Here is an 18,056-nt window from a genome sequence, read left to right as displayed (position 1 = left end):
GTGGTACCTGCCACGACCAAACCTCTCTCGGTTCGGTCTCCACGCTACGAGGGGAAGCTCACTGACCCGCGCCTGCCCTGACGCCGTTCGATCTTGACGCTGCACCGCGGCAATGCCAGCATCCGGCACTATGATCGCCGACTCTTCCGGGCAGGACCAGCACAGCTACAAACCCTTCGCTTCCGCCCTTCTGCTCTTGAGCGCAATCCTCATGGTGATGCCTGTTCGCCGCGTCATGATCGAGGTGAATGAGCACGGCCTACGGCAGTTGCTCGTTCCGGTGCTGGTCCTGGTCGGACTTCCCGCGCTCGGAACGCTCATCGGAACCTTCCTGAGATTCAGTGGGCCGGGCGGAAGATTCTTCGGAATCGCATTGGGGATCTTCTTCGCCGGAGTGAGCCTGATGGCGCTCCTCGCCTACTGGTTCTACTACTCGATCACCCACATCTGAGCCGGCTTCCAACAGGCGATCCACCGGCCTCCCGGGAGCCATCGTGGGAGCCATCCGAATGAAGGATCATGAACTGCACCGGACGGATCCGAACGGCCGGTGTCCCGACGAGCAGCAGGGCGAACGGCTCTGAACGACCCTGTACGTCGTTCGGGGACCTCGCAGACAGAAAGTCAGGGGTTCGATGCCTCTCGTCGGCTCGCGGTTCGAAGGTCCCTTGCGATCACGATGTGTGGTTGTGTCAATGGGAGGTGGCAGCGCTTGTTGACGGATTCGGGCAACGGTCGGTGATCGACAGGCGCGGGAATGTCCGGGGGAAAACGGCAGCGCGCACTGCTGCCTACGCAGCGGACTGATCATGTCGCGCCCGCCAACCGCGGGTTAGGCTGCGATCATGGAACGCGTAACCGACGTGCCCGAGAATCCCGCATCATCGAGGCCCGGCTGGGTTTCGACCGCAACCCAGCCGGTCGATCCGGCGGCCCAGGTGAATGACTACGACAGCTTCGCCGAGGCGTACTCGGCGGAAACCGAGAACAGCTTCATCAACGCGTATTATGCGCGGCCCGCGATCATGACCCTCGCCGGAGACGTGGCCGGCCGCCGGGTCCTGGACGCCGGTTGCGGCTCAGGCCCCCTGTCGGCCGTACTGCGCGAGCGCGGTGCCGTCGTCACGGGCATCGACGCCAGCGCCGGGATGCTGGCGCTGGCCAGGAGGCGGCTCGGTGACGACGCGGACCTGCGTGTGGCCGACCTGAGCGACCGCCTGCCGTTCGATGACGGCGCGTTCGACGACGTGGTCGCGTCGCTGGTGCTGCACTACCTGCAGGACTGGGGACCGACGCTGGCCGAGATGCGGCGTGTGCTCAGGCCGGGCGGACGGCTGATCGCCTCGGTGAACCACCCGTTCGCGGACTACGCGCTCCAAGATCCCCGGCCCGACTACCACGCGACCACCAGCTATACCGACCTGTGGACGTTCAACGGGCAGTCCTTCCCGATGGTCTTCTGGCGTCGGCCGTTGCACGCGATGACCGGCGCCCTCACCGCCGCCGGCTTCCGCCTTGCCGTCATCAGCGAGCCGCAGCCCGACCCGGCAGGCCGTGAGCTGTTCCCCGATGATTTCCATGACTTTTCGACCAGAATCAGCTTTCTGTTCTTCGTCGCCGAGGTACCGCTGCCGGCTACGGACACGGGCGACTAGCCGCTTGCCGGGCATCCGTGGACGTCCTTCGTGATGGGGATGCCGGCCTGCCCGAGGATCTGGTGGACGACGGAGGCGGGTTCTCCGTTCGGCCACGGGAGTGCGGTTCCCGAGTCGCTTCACGACACGCGGTACCCGCAGGGGTCCGGCGTCCGGGCTGGAGGTGTTCCGCATCGGCCCGAGCGCCTCACCGCGGTGGAGTCCGCCGGGCCTTCGGCGTTGCGAGGCGGAGCCGCCTCGGTGATTGACCTGAACCAAACTTGAGCTTCTAGGTTCTTCTCAGGACCGCAGGAACCGGCTGCGGTGCTTTTCCTAGGAGGTTCGCCATGGCCGAGAGCACAGTCGACGCCGAGATCCCCGACCGCTACCGCTATGCGGTGATCCCGCACATCATGGTCGACGACGCCGCCGCGGCGATCGACTTCTACCAGCGGGCATTCGGCGCCCGCGAGGATTTCAGGGTCGACGCACCGGGCGGCGGGATCCTGCACGCCGAGATCACCATCGGGCGGTCGGTCCTGATGCTCGGTGACGGCAGCGTGGACGAGGCGGAGGCCGGCTCCTTCGCCGCGCCGAGCTCGCTCGGCGGAGGCACGTCCGTCACGCTGCACGTCTTCGTGCCGGACGTCGACAGCCTGGCGGAGCGCGCGGAGGCCGCCGGAGCCGAGATCCTCCAGCCGCCGAAGGACATGTTCCACGGCGACCGCACCGTCATCCTCAAGGACCCTTCCGGTCACATCTGGGTGTTCCTGACCCACATCGAAGACGTCTCGGAGGAGGAGCTCCGGCGTCGTCTGGCCGCCGGGTGACCGGTCGTCGTGCGCGGTGACATCGCCTGACCGTCACCTCCTGCCGGTCGGGCACAGGAACAACCCTGTGCTCGGACAGTGATGCCCTCCGGGAGAGCTCCTGCTGGTCGGAGATCTCGTGTTCCAGTTGGTGGCACCGGGAAGACGACGCACGTCGCGGATTCCGTCGGTGGCGGACCTTACGATCACGGCATGATCATCATTTCTGGCCGGCTCGTCGTCGATCCCGATGACAGGGACGCCTATCTGCAGGGTTGTGCCGGTGTGGTCGAGCAGGCGCGTGCCGCCTCCGGCTGCCTCGACTTCGTGCTCGGCGCCGACCTGGTCGATGCGGGGAGGATCAACGTCTATGAGCGGTGGGAGTCCGAGGATGCTCTGGAAGCCTTCCGGGGCTCCGGGCCGGACGAGGAGCAGACGGTGGCGATCCGCGACGCCGAAGTGCTCCGATATCACGTCTCCGGAGTCGGTCCGGCCTGAGCCGGGTGACCGGTCGGTGGCCCTCCGGTCGTCCGGGAGGCCGCCGGGTGGTTCACGGTTCCGACGAACCGGGATCGCGCCGGGCGGTGCGGAGCGGTCAGGGGTTCAGCGCCTCTCGCGGGCTCGGCGGGAGGCCGATGTGTCCGGTGTGTTCCCCGGCAGCCGGACACGCAGGGCCCGGGCGAACCAGTCGGACACCGGTGTCAGGCTTTCCGGAGCAGGCCAGCCGTTGATCACCGCGAGCAGCCGGAGGTACCGATCCCTGCGGGGGTCGTCGGCGGTCTCCAGCCGGGCCGGCAACCAGTGCCGGAGGTCGGCGTCGTCGGGGCGGCCGGACGGATGTCCGCATTCACGGCGGCGCTGGCGGGCGCGGCGGAGGTGACGGTAGCTTGGGCGCCGTGTACGGCTCTACTGGATGGTCTCGGTGGCCCTCTTGCTCGCCCCGTTCAGCCTGATCGTCCTGTCTTCCGCCGTGTACCACCTCTGGAAGGCGCTGATGGGCCGGCTCTGACCCGGTTCGGCCCACGACCGGCTGTCCTCCCCGGGAGCCGGACTCCGGATCCTCCGCCTGGCCGGTTTCAGTCGGTGCTCAGCGTTCCCTGGTGGAAGTACAGCCGCCAGCCCTGCTCCGAGTGCCGCCAGATGGAGCTCCGGCGTGCCCGGCGGCCGTCGTACTCGGAGACGTAGGTCAGGTGGACGAGCCCGGGGGCGAGGAGCCTGCCCTCCATGTCGCTCACCGCGATCGGGGCCGTCAGCGGATCGGGGTCCTGGGAGATCGCGGTGATGAGGGAGTCGCGGTCCCAGAGACGTCCGGAGGCCCCGATCTCCCTGAACTCGGGGTCCATGAGCTCGCCCATGAGCACCGCCGAGGAACGGACCTCCGGGTCGAGGAGGCGGAGTTCGCCTGAGATCGCGCACTGCACCGAATCATCCTGCTCGCCGACCATGGTGATCAGCCTACAGAGCCGGGACCGACGTAATAATCTACGCATGGTCGGGCATTCCAGGCGGTCCTTCCTCCGGCTCGGCGGTGCCGCCGCGGCCGGAGTGCTGATCCCGGTGGGGTGCGCCCCCGGGACGGAGGGCCGTGCCCCGTGCGGGGCGGGTCCCGCCGTGTCCGCCGGAGACGATCCGTTGGCCGGAGACGATCCGTTCATCCTGCTGCGCCGCCGGTGGCGGGACGTGACGGCCGGGTCGGGGTTCGACGCGACGGCCGAGCCGTACCGGAGCCGGCTGGCGGAGCTGGGGGCGGTCGCGGCCGGGTACCGGGACTCCATGGCACCGGGCGATACGTCGCTCTGGCCCGGCCTGGCCTTCCCCTCCTTCACCGCGACCCCGGCGCGGTTGCGGGCCATGGCCCGCGCGTACGCACTGCCGGGGACCGGGCTGACCGGTGACGCCGGGCTGGCGGGCGCCGTCGCCGCGGGCGTCGACCACTACCGGCGGCGGGTGTACGCCGCGGGCGCGGACCCGGCCGGCAACTGGTGGGACTGGCGGATCGGCGTCCCCAGAAGGCTCCTCGACGCGGCCGTGCTGATCGGCCCGCAGCTGGGGGAGGCGCGGTGCGGGGCGCTGCTGGACGCGGTGGACCACTTCGTCCCCGAGTGCGTGCTGGACGACTACGGCGGGACCAGCACCGGGGCCAACCGGGTGGACCTGTGCACGGTGACGCTGCTGCGGGCCGTCCTGGGGTCGGATCCGGGCAAGGCAGCCCTGGCCGTGTCGGCGCTCTCGCCGGTCTTCCCCTACGTCAGGGAGGGGGACGGGTTCTACCGGGACGGCTCGTTCGTCCAGCACACCTCCGTCCCCTACCAGGGCGGGTACGGGGCGGTGCTGCTGTCCGGTCTCGCGACGCTCTTCGCGGTGCTGCGCGGCTCGCCGTGGGAGGTGGCCGACCCGGACCGGCAGGTCGTCCTCGATGCGGTCGAGAGGTCCTTCGCGCCGGTCGTGCACGACGGTTTCTGCATGGACCTCGCCGGCGGCCGGGGGATCGGCAGGCGGCCGTACGAGGACCACCGGAGGGGGCACGCGATCGCCGCGGCGGTCCTGCTGCTGGGGGAGACGGCCTCGGCCGCCGAGCGGGCCCGGTGGCGGGCCATGGTCAAGGGGTGGGCGGTGCGGAACTCCAGCATGCCCATGCTCCGGGCCGCGGAGCGGAGCGACCTGGGGTTCCACGTCCGCCTGGCCCGGGTCCTGGACGACGACGCGATCCCCGCGGCCGGGGAACCCGACGGCCACCGGCTGCTGGCGATGAGCGCCCGCGCCGTCCACCGCCGGCCGGGCTGGTGCGCGGGGCTCGGCATGGCCTCCGACCGGATCGGCCACTACGAGCACGGAAACGGTGAGAACCTACGCGGCTGGCACACCGGCGCCGGGATGCTCCAGTGGTGGGCCGAGGGCCACGGCGACCAGTACTCCGACTCCTTCTGGGCCACCGTCGACCCCTACCGCCTGCCGGGCACGACCGTCTCCACGCTGCGGCTGGCCGACGGCGCCGGTGGGGCGTGGGGCGACACCCGCCCGCCGGCGCGCTGGGTCGGCGGGGCCACCGACGGCGTGTACGCGGCGGTCGGCCAGCACCTGAACGGCTTCGGGAGCACGCTGGAGGCCTTCAAGTCGTGGTTCTTCCTCGACGACGCGGTGGTCTGCCTGGGCGCCGGGATCACCGCGGCGGACGGGGTGCCGGTCGAGACGGTCGTGGACAACCGGAGGACCGGGGCACGCCTCACGGTGGGCGGGGCGGTGGGCGGAGCGGCGCACGCGGGCACCGGCGGAGCCGCGTACGCGGGCACGGGCGGAGCCGCGCACGGGGCGGCGGACGGCATCGCTCACGGGGCCGCCGGGGGCCGGACGGACCGGGCGCGTCCGGAGGCCGCCGGTGGCGGGGCGGCCTGGGCGCATCTGGAGGGGCACGGCGGCTACGTCCTGCTCGGCGGTGCTCCGCTGCGGACCCTGCGCGAGGAACGCACCGGTGGTGACGGCGGTGGCGGCGGTGGCGGTGCGGGCCTCCGGACCCGGACTGGGACCCGGACTGGGACCCGGACTGGGACCCGGAGGTACACGACCCTCTGGCTCGACCACGGCGTCGATCCCGTCTCGGCCGGTTACGTCTACCTGCTCCTGCCCGGTGCGGACCTGGCGGGCACGCGGGCCCGGGCCGCCGATCCGGGCTGGGCGCGGGTGCTCGCCAACACCGCCCGGCAGCAGGGGGTCCGGGTCCCGTCACTCGGGATCACCGCGGTCAACTTCTGGACGGGCGGGGTCGCCGGGGACCTGACCGCCTCCGCGCCGTGCGCGGTCCTGGTCCGGGAGCGCGGCGACGGTACGGCCACGCTGACCGTGGCGGATCCCCGGCGCGACCTGGACGCGCTGACCGTGATCTGGGACCGGCCGGTCGCCGAGGTGCTCGGCGCGCCGCCGCTCCTGGCGGGCGCCGAGACGGGCGGGAGGCTCGTGCTCGGCTTCGGCCGGCTCGCGGACCAGGAGGGCGGCTCTCAGACGGTCACCGTACGGCTTGGCCGGCGGGGAGTCTGGCCGGAAGCACGGCCGGGGCCACCGGACCGGTGGACTCGCGCACGATGAGGGTGGTCTCCAGCCGGGCCAGCGCCGCCGTCGCGGCGTCCCCGGCGTTGACGGCGGCCAGCAGCAGGTCGACCGCCATCCGCCCGGCGGCCGCGGTCGGCATGGTGATCGTCGTCAGCTTGGGCCGGTTCAGCCGGCCGGGCAGGCTGTCGTCCACGCCGATGACGCTCAGGTCGCCGGGCACGCTCAGGCCCCGCTCGCGCAGCCCCTCGATCAGGCCCAGCGCGACCAGGTCGTTGTGGCAGAGCACGCCGGTCATCCCCGACCCGGCGACGGCCGCGGCCGCCGCCAGCCCGCCCTGCTCGGTCGGCTCGTTCGGCCGCAGCACGGTCAGCTCCACGCCCGCCTCGGCCGCGGCGTCGGTGGCGGTGGCGTGCATCTCCTCGCTGGTCCACGAGCCGCTCGGCCCGGACAGCAGCGCGATCCGGCGGTGACCCAGGTCCGCCAGGTGCTCCACCGCGGCGCGCACCCCCTGCCCCACGTCCATCAGCACCGTGGGCAGTCCCTTCACCCGCCGGTTGACCACCGCGAACGGCACCTGCGCGCGCAACCGCTCGATCACCCGGTTCGACAGGCGCGGGCTGCACAGCAGCACCCCGTCCACCTGCTTGCAGAGCGTCTCGATCAGCTCCTGCTCCATCAGCGGGTTCTCGTCGGTGTCCGCGACGAACACGTGGTAGTCCCGCTCCCGCGCCTGCGCCTGCGCCGCCTTGATCAGCGGGGGGAAGAACGGGTTGGCGATGTCGGCGACGATCAGCCCCAGGTTGTGGGTCCGCCCGGTGGTCAGCGCCCGCGCCGCCCGGTTCGGCCGGTAGCCCAGCCCTTCTGCCACGGCCAGCACCCGGTTGCGCGTCTCCGCGCTGACCAGGTGCGGCGCGGAGAACGTCCGCGACACCGTCGAGACGTGGACTCCCGACGCCTGCGCCACATCTCTGATCGTCACCATCGCGGCTCACCTCCTGCTGTTCTCGTGGGACGGACTGCTGTTCCCGTGGGGCGGGCCGTTGTCACATGGCGGGCGAGCCAGTCGAAGACCAGCTCCTGGGTGGGGAGGTCGAAGCGGTGCCCCGCGTCACCGAACACGCCGGTGTAACCGGCCGGGTCCCGCCGGTAGTGCTCCGTGATCATGGCGTGGGCGCGGCGCATCCCCTCCGGGGGGAGGATCGCGTCGTGCTCGCCGTACCAGACCAGCAGCGGGCGGGGGGCGGCGCAGGCGACCAGGTCGGGCAGGTCGCAGAGCCGGGACAGGCCCGGCGGGTAGAGCATCCAGGTGTGGGAGGCGACGTACCCGTCCAGCAGGTCGCGGTAGGAGGAGATCATCGCGACCACGGCGACCGCGGCCAGGCCGGGGTCGAAGGCGCCGAGCAGGGCCGCGCGCAGGCCGCCGCCGGACAGCCCGGCGGCGGCGACGGCCCCGGTGTCGGGGCGGGAGCGCAGATAGGCGGCGGCGGCCAGGTCCTCTCCGGCGACGACGCCGGCGAAGGAGGTGCCCAGCACGGTGCAGTACTTGGCCAGCACGTGCTCGTGCCGGGCCGCCGCGGCGTCGTAGCGGTCGGCCTCGCTGAGTCCGGCCTCACCGAGTCCCGTCTCGCTGAGGCCGGACTGACCGGGGCCGGACTGACCGGGGCCTGGATCGCCTGGCCCCGGATCGCCGGAGCCGGGCCCGGTCCCGCTGGAGCCGTGCCCGGTCCCGCCGGAGCCGGGCACGGGGTTGCCGCGAACCCGGTCGGGCATGTCGGCGAGCGGGACGCGGCGGCTTCCCCAGCCCAGCACGTCGGGGACGAGCACGGTGAAGCCGCGCCGGGCCAGCTCCTCCGCCCAGGCCCGGCCGCCGTAGAGCTCGGCCCGGAGCCGGGCGACCTCGGGGGAGGGGCCCTCCGGGCCATCGGCGATCTTCTCCTTGCCGGCCCACTTCATCCCGGCGTGGCAGTGCAGGGCGAGCACGCCGGGCAGCGCCGCGCCGCCCGCCTCGCGGGGGCGCAGCACGTAGGCGCGGGTCCGGGGGCCGAACCCGACGTCCCAGGAGACCTCCTCACCGGACAGGTCGCCCGCCGTCCAGGTGCGCTCGGTGCGCACGTCGGCGGCGGTCAGGTCGAGGACGCCGACGACGTCACGCGCCCGTTCGCGCAGCGCGGGACCCGGGGCGGGGGCGGGGAACAGCCCGCGCTGCTCGATGGCCAGGCCGGCGAGCCCGGAGAACTCGCCGAGGTGCCGCAGGCGGCGCGGGCCGCCGGCAGGATCGGGCAGCACGGCTCAGCTGTCCGCCATACGGGTGCCCCCGTCGACCAGGCGGATCGGCCGGCCGGTGCGGATGGACTCGTTGGCCGAGGCGCCCACCATGACGCTGCGGATCCCGTCGAGGTAACCGGCCTGCCGGGCCAGCGGGTCGCCGCCGGGGCCGCGGAAGACGTCGTCCAGCAGCAGCCGGTCGCCGCCGCCGTGGCCGCCCTCGCCCTGCTCGATCGGGATCTCCCGCGCCTCCTGCCAGTGCTGGTGCAGGGTAAGCCTCTCCCAGGCGCCGGTCGCGTGCTCCTTGGAGGCCGCGGTGGGGTCGATCGCGGCGTGCGGCGGCGTCCAGGCGCGCTCGCACACCTCCAGCTCGATCCGGCCGCCGGTGCCGTTGAACACGACGCGGTAGCCCTCGGAGGGGGCGTGCGCGTTGAGCGAGTAGGTGAGCAGGGCCCGGTTGTCGTAGCGGACCAGGACCGACATGTTGTCCTCGATGGTGACGCCCTCGGTGAAGACGTCCTGGTCGCGGATGTAGCCGTCCTCGTGCTCGGCGTCCAGGTAGAGGCGCTTGAGCCGCGGGTCGGCGGAGATGTCCAGGATGAACGGGTCGCTGCCGAGGCCGGGCGCGCCCTGGCCGCGCTCGGGCCGCGCGTCGAGCTCGCGGGCGCGGGCGTTCTCCGCGCCGTAGAAGCGCAGCTCGCCCTGGGCGTAGACGCTCTGCGCCGCGGCGTCCAGCCACCAGTTGACCAGATCGAAGTGGTGGGTGGACTTGTGCACCAGCAGGCCGCCGGAGTTGACCTTGTCGCGGTGCCAGCGGCGGAAGTAGTCGGCGCCGTGGATGGTGTCCAGCGCCCAGTCGAAGTGCACGGAGGTGACCTCGCCGATCGCGCCCTCCATGATGAGGCGGCGGACCGCGGAGTTGCGGGGCGAGTAGCGGTAGTTGAAGGTGACGACCAGCGAGCCGGTGCTCCGCTCGGCGGCGGCGGCGATCGCGGCGCACCCCTCGGCGTCGATGGTCAGCGGCTTCTCGACGATGACGCGCTTGCCCGCGTCCAGCGCGGTGACCACGTAGTGGGCGTGCGTGGCGTCGACCGTGGCGACGACCACCGCGTCGCACAGCTCCAGCATCTCGGCGAAGTCGTCCGGCGCGAAGCAGGGCACCTTCTCCCCGATGCGCTCGGCGTAGTAGTCCATCCGGGTCCGGTTGGTGTCGCACAGGGCGACGATGGTGCCGGTGTCCCGCCAGTCGCCGAGCAGCGCGTCGACGTACATCTGGGCGCGGTGGCCGAGCCCGACGAATGCGTATCTCATTTCCTTCTCCCCGATGGTGTGCCGTACGGCTCGCCGGTTGGTGTGCCGTACGGCTCGCGCGCGTTCCGCAGCGAGCCGTACGGCAGGCGTGAGGTGTTCCCGACGGTGGCGGGCCCGTCCCGGCCGGATCAGCCGGGACGGGCCCGCCGGCGGCGCGGGCTAGCCGGCGATGGCCGCGTTGGCCTCTTCGAGGAGCTTGGTGGCCGCCTCGTCGGGGCTCTGCTGGCCGGAGGTCACGGCCTCGGAGTAGCGGCGGATGATGTCCTCCATCTTGCCGCCGCCCTTCGGGGGCACGACCACGGCGTCGAGGTCGCTCTTGATGGACTCGATGAACTCGAGGCTCTGCGTGTCGGCCGGGGGCAGCTTGTCCTTGATCGCCGCCAGCACCTTGCTGTTGATCGGCAGCCCGCGGTCGCTGAGCAGGATGGCGCCGGCCTCCGGGTCGTTGAGCAGGAAGTCGACGAACTTCTGCGCCTCGGCCGGGTGCTCGGTCTTGCTGGAGATGGTCCAGTGCATGGCGGGCTGGAGGAACAGGCCCGACTTCTGCGCGTCCGGCGTCTTCGGCAGGCGGAGCAGGGTCAGCTCCTGGCCCGAGGACTTGACCATGGCGCCGAGCTGGTTGGTCCACCACATGCCGAACCCGCCGGTGTTGGTGGCGATCAGCGCCTGCTCCTGGCCGGCGGCGGCGATCTCGGCCATCTTGGCGGCGTCGGGCGAGCCCTTCTCCTTGATCAGCTTGTCGTAGTTCGCCCACCAGGCCTTCAGCGTGTCGGCCGTGATGCCGATCTTGCCGTCCTGGTAGAAGTTCTCCCCGCGCTGCGCGGCGAAGATGGTCAGGTAGGCGGGGTTGAAGGTGTACTCGGTGCCGTAGATCGAGCCGCCGCCCCCCTTGGTGATCTTCGAGGAGAGCTCGATGTACTCGTCCCAGGTCCACGTCTTGTCGTCGGGCATCTTCTCGCCCGCCTTCTCGATGGTGGCCTTGTTGGCGAACATCGCGAAGACGTTGACGCCGGTGGGGATGGCGTACTGCTTGCCGTCCACCTGGCCCGCGGGCAGCACGCCCTGGTCGAGGTCGGCGGTGTTGACCTTGCCGGTGAGGTCGGCGAGGGCGCCCCGGCCGGCGTACTCGGACAGGCCGCGGATCTCCAGGGTCATGACGTCGGGCGCGTCGTTGGCCGCCACCTTGGTGGCCAGCGACTCGTAGTAGCTCGCCCAGTCGGAGAACTCGCCGACCACGTCGATGGTCGGGTTCTTCTTCTCGAACGCCGCGATGGCCTGCTCGGTCATCTTCTGCCGGGAGTCGGAGCCCCAGTAGGAGAAGCGGAGCTTGACCTTGCCGTCGGAGGCGGCTTCGCCGCCGCCGTCGCCGCTGCCGCAGGCCGTCAGGGTGAGAGCCGCCGCCGCGAGCAGGGCTGCAGTCTTGAGAGAACGCATCTCCCGGTCCTTCCTCTTGATCATTAAGGGGGGTTGAAGAGGACTACTTGAGACCCGTGGTGGCCATACCGCGGATCAGGTACTTCTGGCCGGCCAGGAAGAAGCCGAAGATCGGACCCAGGGCGATGATCGACATGGCGAACATCGGGCCCCAGGAGGACTCGCCGCTGGAGTCCAGGAAGGTGCGCAGCGCCACCGGAACGGTGAAGTTGTCGGGGTTGTTCAGGTAGAGCAGCTGGCTGAAGAAGTCGTTCCACGTCCAGATGAACGTGAAGATCGCGGTGGTGGTCAGCGCGGGGGTGCAGAGCGGGAGGATGACGCGGAAGAACGTGCGCCAGTATCCGGCTCCGTCGATCGAGGCGGCCTCGTCGAGCTCGCGCGGGAGCGTCCTGATGAACTGGACCATCAGGAAGATGAAGAACGAGTCGTGGGCCAGGAACTTCGGCAGGATCAGCGGCCAGATCGTGTTGATCATGTCCAGCTGGGAGAACATGATGTACTGCGGCACGATCACCACGTGCAGCGGCAGCATGATCGTGCCCAGCATGAGCGCGAACCAGAGCTTCTGCAGCGGGAAGTTCAGCCGGGCGAAGGCGTAGGCGGCCAGCGAGCACGCCATCAGGTTGCCGATGACCGACAGCGCCGTGATGACCGTCGAGTTCCACAGGTAGTAGCCGAACGGATGGGCCAGCGCGTCCCAGCCCTCGGTGTAGTTCTCGAGGGTGAACTCGCTGGGGATCAGGCCCGGCTCGCGGAAGATCAGCTCCTCCGGCTTGAGCGAGCTGGAGATCATCCACAGCAGCGGATAGAGCATGACCAGGCCGAAGCCGATCAGCAGCAGGTGCTTGGCACCCCGGGAGAAGCGGCGCCGGTACAGGAACGGATTCCGGCTACTTGCTGTCGCCATAGAAGACCCAATACTTGGACGCGAGGAAGTTGACCCCGGTCAGACCGGCGATGATGACCACGAGCACCCAGGCCATCGCCGAGGCGTAGCCCATCTCGTAGTCCTTGAACCCCTTGGTGTAGAGGTAGAGCGTGTAGAAGAGCGTGGAGTCGGTCGGGCCGCCCGTGCCGTTGCTGACGATGAACGACTGGGTGAACGACTGGAAGGACTTGATCACCTCGAGCACGAGGTTGAAGAAGATGATCGGCGTGAGCAGCGGCAGCGTGATGGACTTGAACTGCTGGACCACTCCGGCGCCGTCCATCTGGGCGGCCTCGTAGTAGCTGCTCGGGATCTGCCGCAGGCCGGCCAGGAAGATGACCATCGGCGCGCCGAACGTCCAGACGTGCAGCAGGATCAGGGTCCCCAGCGCGGTGTCGGGGTCGTTGACGTAGCTGGTGCCCTCGATCCCGAAGACCGCCAGCACGCCGTTGACGAGACCGTCGGCGCCGAAGATCTTCCGCCAGAGGATGGCGATCGCGACGCTGCCGCCGAGGAGGGACGGCAGGTAGTAGATCGACCGGTAGAACGACAGGCCGCGCAGGCCGCGGTCCAGCGCCAGGGCGAGCAGCAGGGCGAAACCGAGCTGCAGCGGCACCGAGACGACCACGTAGATCCCGGTGACCTTCAGCGAGGTCCAGAACCGCGGGTTCTCGGTGAACAGATGGGTGTAGTTGTCCAGCCCGACCCACTCGGCCTCCTCGATGAGGCTGTAGTCGGTGAAGGACAGGTAGAACGAGGCCACGATTGGGCCGACCGTGATCAGGAACAGTCCTACGAACCACGGTGCGAGGAACGTGTAGGCCGCAAGCGTCTCGCGACGAGAGCGGTTGACGGCCCGCCGGCGCCCGTTCTCGGGAGCGGGGGCCGTGACCACGGGCTTCTTCAGCGACAGCGAATCAACCACGGCGATACCCCTGAACGGATCGGGGCCGGGCTTTTCTCGATTCACTCGTCATCACGGGACCTCCCGATGTGACGTGATTGGATGGCGCTTTCCTATAGCTCTGGGAAAGCCTGCGTCAACCCTTTGCAGGCGTTACTTCATCGTTATCGATATATCGACAACCATGTTTGTGCAGGTCAGGCGGTTAACGCAAGGTTTCGTAGAATAAAGGATCTTGTAACAATTGCTGCGTTGCTACAAGCGGTTGCAGCGGTGGAGGCAACACAGCCGGTCATAGGATGAATCCATCGCCGGATGGAAATCGCCGGGGAGTCTCGGAGAAAAAATCGGTCACGAGACCCTTTCTAGCGGCAAACCAGACCTGAATCAGCCGGTGAAGCGGTAGACGGTCGTCGAGGCGTACTCCTCCCCGGGCCGGAGCACGGTGGAGGGGTAGTCGGGCCGGTTCGGCGAGTCGGGGAAGTGCTGCGTCTCCAGGCAGAGCCCGGCGTGCCTGCCGTACGGCGTGGCGACGCCGTCGAGCATGTGCCCGGTGTAGAACTGGACCCCCGGCTCGCTGGTCGTCACCTCCATCGCCCGGCCGCTCACCGGCTCCTCCACCCGCATCGTGCCGCCGGGCCGGAGCGCGTAGCAGTGGTCGTAGCACCCCTCCAGCCGGGCGCCCACGGCCGCCGGCCGGGTGAAGTCGTACGGCGTGCCCGCCACCGGCGCGGGCGCCCCGGGCAGGGGGATCTTCCCCTCGTCGACCGGCAGGTAGTGGTCGGCCTCGATGGTGACGACGTGGCCGAGGACGTCGCCCGAGCCCGCCAGGTTGAAGTACGAGTGGTTGGTTAGGTTGAGCACGGTCGGCGCGTCGGTGGTGGCGCGGTAGTCGATCCGCAGCTCGTCCGCGTCGGTGAGGGTGTAGGTGACCGAGGCGGTGAGCGTGCCCGGATAGCCCTCCTCGCCGTCCTCGCTGACCAGGCTCAGCCGGACGGACCGCCCGCCGTCCGGCTCGGCCCGCCAGACCCGCTTGTCGAACCCGGTCTCGCCGCCGTGCAGGCTGTGCCCGTTGTTGTTGAGCGGCAGCCGGTGCTCGTTCCCGTCGAGGGTGAAGCGCCCGCCGGCGATGCGGTTGCCGTACCGGCCGACCACGGCGCCGAAGTAGCGGCTCCGGGTCAGGTAGTCGGCCACGGTGGGCAGGCCGAGCACGACGTCGGTCCCGTCGGGCAGCTCGATCGACTGGATGATCGCGCCCAGGGTGAGGACGCCCACCCGGAGCCGGCCGTTCGACAGCACGTGCCGGTCCACGGCCTCTCCGGCGGGGGTGGTCCCGAACCTCGTGACCTCGGGGGTCCTGGGGGCGGTGATCTCGGATCTCACGGTGGGCTCGCTCTCTGCGTCGGTTCCTGGAAGGCGGGGCGGGCGTGCCGGCACCGGGGTGCGGGCCCCTCCCGCCCGCGGCACCGTAACGCAGGCGATCGCGCGGCTACCAGCCTCCATCAGGGGGCCGGCCGCTCTTTTGCTGCGACCGGTTGTGATGACCGTCGTATGTCAGCGTCACATATCCGCAGCTCAATGCGGTTGTCGAAATTGCTCCCTTGACGTTTCCCGGAGTTGACGACACTGTTTGGTGCAACTGGTTGCAGTCCCCGGGTCCGCCCGCGACTGCCAGAAGGGAAAGACACCCGTGAGCAGAACTCTTGTCACCGGGAGCGCCGGGCGCCTCGGGCGCAGCGTCGTGTCCGCACTCGCCGCCGCCGGTCACGAGGTGATCGGCGTGGACAACATGCCGGGCACCCCGGCGGACGCCGCCGACAGCCTCCCCGCCGACCTGACCGATCTCGGTGAGGCGTACGAGGTGATCGCCCGGTTCCGGCCGGACGCCGTGGTGCACCTGGCGGCCATCGCCACCCCGTTCAGCCGCAGCGACCAGGTGATCTTTCAGACCAACACGAGACTGGCCTTCAACGTCTGCGACGCGACGGTGGCGCTGGGCGTGGGCAAGGTGATCGTGGCCAGCAGCCCGACCGTCATCGGGTACGGCTCGCCGACCGGCTGGACCCCCTCCTACCTGCCCCTCGACGAGGACCACCCGGCCCAGCCGTGGAACGCCTACAGCCTGTCGAAGCACGTGGCCGAGGAGACGATGCGCTCCTTCGCCCGCGCCACGACCACGACGAAGCTGGCCGCGGTGCGGCCCTGCTTCGTGATCGCACCGGAGGAGTGGGAGGGCGCGCCGACCCAGTCGGGGCACACGGTGACCGAGCGGCTGGACCGGCCGGAGATCGCCGGGGTCTCGCTGTTCAACTACATCGACGCCCGTGACGCGGCCGACCTGTTCATCACCCTCCTGGAGCAGCTTCCCGGCCTGCCGAACGGCGAGACCTTCTTCGCCGGGGCCGCCGACGCGCTGGCCCGCGAGCCGCTGGCGGAGCTGCTGCCGCAGGTCATGCCCTCCACCGCGGGCTTCGCCGCCGGCCTCACCGGCACCGCGCCGGCCTTCTCGTCCGCCAAGGCCGAGCGCATGCTGGGCTGGCAGGCCAAGCGCAGCTGGCGCACCGAGCTCGCCTGAAGCAGGGCCTCCCCGAACCCGAAGCCCGGCCCGAACCCGAAGCCCGGAGTCCAGGTCCGAAGCCCGGAGTCCAGCTCGAAGCCCGAAACCCAGGTCCGGAGCCCGGCCCGAACCCGAAGCCCGGAATCCAGGCCCGGAGCCCGGAGCCCGGGTCTCCCCGAAACAGACTTTCCCGAAGCAGAGCCTTCCCGAAGGGAACGACCGACCATGAATCTCAGCGGAGTCCTGTTCTTCCCCGTGACGCCGTTCGACGCCGAGGGCGCGCTGGCCGAGGACGTGCTGGCCGAGCACATCGGCCGGAACCTGGAGCACCGCCCGGGCGGCGTCTTCGTCGCCTGCGGCACCGGGGAGTTCTCCGCGCTCTCCCAGGCCGAGCACACCCGCGCCGTCGAGGTGGCGGTCAAGACCGTCCAGGGCGCGGTGCCGGTGCTCGCAGGCGCGGGCGGCCCGCTCGGCGCGGCCCTGGAGCAGGCCCGCGCGGCCCGCGCCGCGGGCGCCGACGGCCTGCTGCTCATGCCGCCCTACCTGATGCTCGGCAGCCGCGCCGGATTCGCCGAGTACGTCCGCGCGGTCGCCGCGGAGCTGCCCGTCATCGTCTACCAGCGCGGCGCGCTGGTGCTGGAGCCCGACGCGGTGGTGGAGCTGGCCCGCATCCCCGGCGTCATCGGGCTCAAGGACGGGCTGGGCGACATCGACCGCTTCCAGCGCACCGTGCTGGCGGTCCGGCGGGAGATCGGCCCGGACTTCACCTTCTTCAACGGCCTGCCGACCGCCGAGCTCACCATGCCGGCCTACCGCGGCCTCGGCGTGGAGCTGTACTCCTCGGCCGTGTTCGCCTTCGCCCCGGAGATCGCCACCGCGTACTTCAACGGCGGCGACCTGAGCGAGCGGCTGCTGACCGAGTTCTACGCGCCGCTGGTCGAGCTGCGCGGCAAGGGACCGGGCTACGCGGTCGCGCTGGTCAAGGCGGGCCTGCGGCTGCGCGGCCTGGACGTCGGCCCGGTCCGGGCGCCGCTGACCGACGTCGCCCCCGAGCACCTGGCGGAGCTCGACGAGATCATCAAGCGCGGCCTCGCCCTGGTGTCCGAATGATCAAGGATCTGAGGACCACCCTGCGGTCGGCGCCGCTGCGCCGGCCGTGGGGTGCGGACGTGCCGTACAACCACGTGATCGTCTGTGAGGTCACGCTGGAGGACGGGCGGACCGGCACCGGTTTCTCCTGGACGCCGCAGATCGGCGCGCACGCCGTGCAGGCCCTGCTGGACAACGACGTCCGCGAGGCGCTGATCGGCCTGCCCGCCCACCCGGGCGTGGTCTGGGACCGGCTCGCGGTCCACCTGAGCGAGGCCGGGCGCGGCGGGCTGGCCACGGTCGCGATGGCCGGGGTCGACCTGGCGCTGTGGGACCTGCGCTGCGGGGAGTCCTCCCTGGTGGACGTGCTCGGCCCGCGCCGGGAGAGCCTCCCGGTCTACGGCAGCGGCGTCAACCTGCACTACTCCCTGGAGGAGCTGGTCGAGCAGGCCGGCCGCTGGAAGGCCGCGGGCTACCCCGCGGTCAAGATGAAGGTGGGCAGGCCCGACCTGGCCGAGGACGTCGAGCGGGTGGCCGCGGTCCGCGAGGTCGTCGGCCCCGGAACGATCCTGATGATCGACGCCAACCAGCGCTGGGACCTGCACCGGGCCCGCCGCGCGATCGCCGCGCTGGAGCCGTACGGCCTGCACTGGATCGAGGAGCCGCTGCCCGCCGACGACATCGCCGCCCACGTGGAACTGCGGCGGAGCATCGACGTGCCGGTGGCGGTCGGCGAGAACGTCTACACCGTGCACGGCTTCCGCGACCTGCTCACCGCGGGCGCCTGCGACGTGGTCCAGCCCAACGTGGTCAGGGTCGGCGGGATCACCCCGTTCCTGCGCGTGGCCGAGCTGGCCCGCGCCTTCGACGTGCCGGTCTACCCGCACCTGCTGACCGAGCTCTCCGGGCAGCTCGCCCTCACCCTGCACCACCCCGTCATGGTGGAGCTGGTGGAGGACGCCTCCCTGTCGGACCTGGGACTGCTGGCCGCGCCGTACCCGGTGGAGATCGACGGCGCGGAGCTGCGCTCGGCGGGCCGTCCGGGACTGGGGCTGACATGGGCGGAGTGACGGACCGGGCG

16 protein-coding genes are annotated in these 18,056 nt (G+C 70.8%); 8 read left to right on the top strand and 8 right to left on the bottom strand.

The window, feature by feature from the left end; all coding sequences use genetic code 11:
- Positions 1 to 130 precede the first annotated feature (130 nt).
- From IEZ06_RS03320 to IEZ06_RS03305, 4 genes are all read left to right on the top strand, one after another.
- Complete coding sequence (locus tag IEZ06_RS03320; protein ID WP_189235139.1) at positions 131 to 451, top strand: hypothetical protein; 321 nt, start codon at positions 131 to 133, stop codon at positions 449 to 451.
- A 394-nt stretch (positions 452 to 845) separates the two neighbouring features.
- Positions 846 to 1,655, top strand: coding sequence for a class I SAM-dependent methyltransferase (locus IEZ06_RS03315; protein WP_189235138.1), 810 nt, complete (start codon positions 846 to 848; stop codon positions 1,653 to 1,655).
- A gap of 326 nt (positions 1,656 to 1,981) precedes the next feature.
- Positions 1,982 to 2,464 (top strand): VOC family protein, encoded by a 483-nt coding sequence (locus tag IEZ06_RS03310; RefSeq protein WP_189235137.1) that lies wholly within the window; start codon positions 1,982 to 1,984, stop codon positions 2,462 to 2,464.
- 192 nt (positions 2,465 to 2,656) lie between these two features.
- Positions 2,657 to 2,941, top strand: a complete 285-nt coding sequence (locus IEZ06_RS03305; protein ID WP_189235136.1) for a putative quinol monooxygenase — start codon at positions 2,657 to 2,659, stop codon at positions 2,939 to 2,941.
- 578 nt (positions 2,942 to 3,519) lie between these two features.
- On the opposite strand, the gene IEZ06_RS03300 is transcribed toward IEZ06_RS03305, so the two are convergent.
- Positions 3,520 to 3,888, bottom strand: coding sequence for a nuclear transport factor 2 family protein (locus IEZ06_RS03300; RefSeq protein WP_189235135.1), 369 nt, complete (start codon positions 3,886 to 3,888; stop codon positions 3,520 to 3,522).
- A gap of 187 nt (positions 3,889 to 4,075) precedes the next feature.
- Here IEZ06_RS03300 and IEZ06_RS03295 point away from each other — a divergent pair, with 187 nt between their 5' ends.
- Positions 4,076 to 6,523: a polysaccharide lyase 8 family protein gene (locus IEZ06_RS03295; RefSeq protein ID WP_229797741.1), complete on the top strand. Its 2,448-nt coding sequence runs from the start codon at positions 4,076 to 4,078 to the stop codon at positions 6,521 to 6,523.
- On the opposite strand, the gene IEZ06_RS03290 is transcribed toward IEZ06_RS03295, so the two are convergent.
- The 7 genes from IEZ06_RS03290 to IEZ06_RS03260 all read right to left on the bottom strand — a co-directional run bounded on the left by IEZ06_RS03290 (position 6,444) and on the right by IEZ06_RS03260 (position 14,712).
- The gene (locus IEZ06_RS03290) at positions 6,444 to 7,469 is read right to left on the bottom strand and encodes a LacI family DNA-binding transcriptional regulator (RefSeq protein WP_189235133.1); all 1,026 of its coding nucleotides are present in this window, start codon (positions 7,467 to 7,469) and stop codon (positions 6,444 to 6,446) included. The genes IEZ06_RS03295 and IEZ06_RS03290 overlap by 80 nt on opposite strands.
- Positions 7,463 to 8,773: an alpha/beta hydrolase family protein gene (locus tag IEZ06_RS03285; RefSeq protein WP_189235132.1), complete on the bottom strand. Its 1,311-nt coding sequence runs from the start codon at positions 8,771 to 8,773 to the stop codon at positions 7,463 to 7,465. The genes IEZ06_RS03290 and IEZ06_RS03285 overlap by 7 nt, the downstream gene beginning before the upstream one ends.
- Before the next feature lie 3 nt (positions 8,774 to 8,776).
- Entirely contained in the window at positions 8,777 to 10,063 is a 1,287-nt protein-coding gene (locus IEZ06_RS03280) for a Gfo/Idh/MocA family protein (RefSeq protein ID WP_189235131.1), read from the bottom strand.
- Between the two features lie 159 nt (positions 10,064 to 10,222).
- Complete coding sequence (locus tag IEZ06_RS03275) at positions 10,223 to 11,497, bottom strand: ABC transporter substrate-binding protein (RefSeq protein WP_189235130.1); 1,275 nt, start codon at positions 11,495 to 11,497, stop codon at positions 10,223 to 10,225.
- Between the two features lie 43 nt (positions 11,498 to 11,540).
- Positions 11,541 to 12,404 (bottom strand): carbohydrate ABC transporter permease, encoded by an 864-nt coding sequence (locus tag IEZ06_RS03270; RefSeq protein WP_189235129.1) that lies wholly within the window; start codon positions 12,402 to 12,404, stop codon positions 11,541 to 11,543.
- Positions 12,388 to 13,350 (bottom strand): carbohydrate ABC transporter permease, encoded by a 963-nt coding sequence (locus tag IEZ06_RS03265; RefSeq protein WP_189235128.1) that lies wholly within the window; start codon positions 13,348 to 13,350, stop codon positions 12,388 to 12,390. The genes IEZ06_RS03270 and IEZ06_RS03265 overlap by 17 nt, the downstream gene beginning before the upstream one ends.
- Positions 13,351 to 13,716: 366 nt before the next feature.
- Positions 13,717 to 14,712, bottom strand: coding sequence for an aldose epimerase family protein (locus IEZ06_RS03260; protein ID WP_229797740.1), 996 nt, complete (start codon positions 14,710 to 14,712; stop codon positions 13,717 to 13,719).
- Between the two features lie 307 nt (positions 14,713 to 15,019).
- Between IEZ06_RS03260 and IEZ06_RS03255 the strand changes: the two genes are divergently transcribed.
- From IEZ06_RS03255 to IEZ06_RS03245, 3 genes are all read left to right on the top strand, one after another.
- Positions 15,020 to 15,904, top strand: a complete 885-nt coding sequence (locus IEZ06_RS03255; RefSeq protein ID WP_189235126.1) for an NAD-dependent epimerase/dehydratase family protein — start codon at positions 15,020 to 15,022, stop codon at positions 15,902 to 15,904.
- Positions 15,905 to 16,111: 207 nt separating this feature from the next.
- The gene (locus IEZ06_RS03250; RefSeq protein WP_189235125.1) at positions 16,112 to 16,996 is read left to right on the top strand and encodes a 5-dehydro-4-deoxyglucarate dehydratase; all 885 of its coding nucleotides are present in this window, start codon (positions 16,112 to 16,114) and stop codon (positions 16,994 to 16,996) included.
- On the top strand, positions 16,993 to 18,045 hold the full coding sequence (locus IEZ06_RS03245) for a mandelate racemase/muconate lactonizing enzyme family protein (RefSeq protein ID WP_189235124.1): 1,053 nt from the start codon (positions 16,993 to 16,995) through the stop codon (positions 18,043 to 18,045). The genes IEZ06_RS03250 and IEZ06_RS03245 overlap by 4 nt, the downstream gene beginning before the upstream one ends.
- Positions 18,046 to 18,056 lie beyond the last annotated feature (11 nt).

The organism is Planomonospora antibiotica, assembly GCF_014647955.1.
Classification (GTDB): Bacteria; Actinomycetota; Actinomycetes; order Streptosporangiales; family Streptosporangiaceae; genus Planomonospora; species Planomonospora parontospora.
Note: the sequence above shows the minus strand (reverse complement) of the source record. Positions and strands in the feature narration are given on the sequence as shown.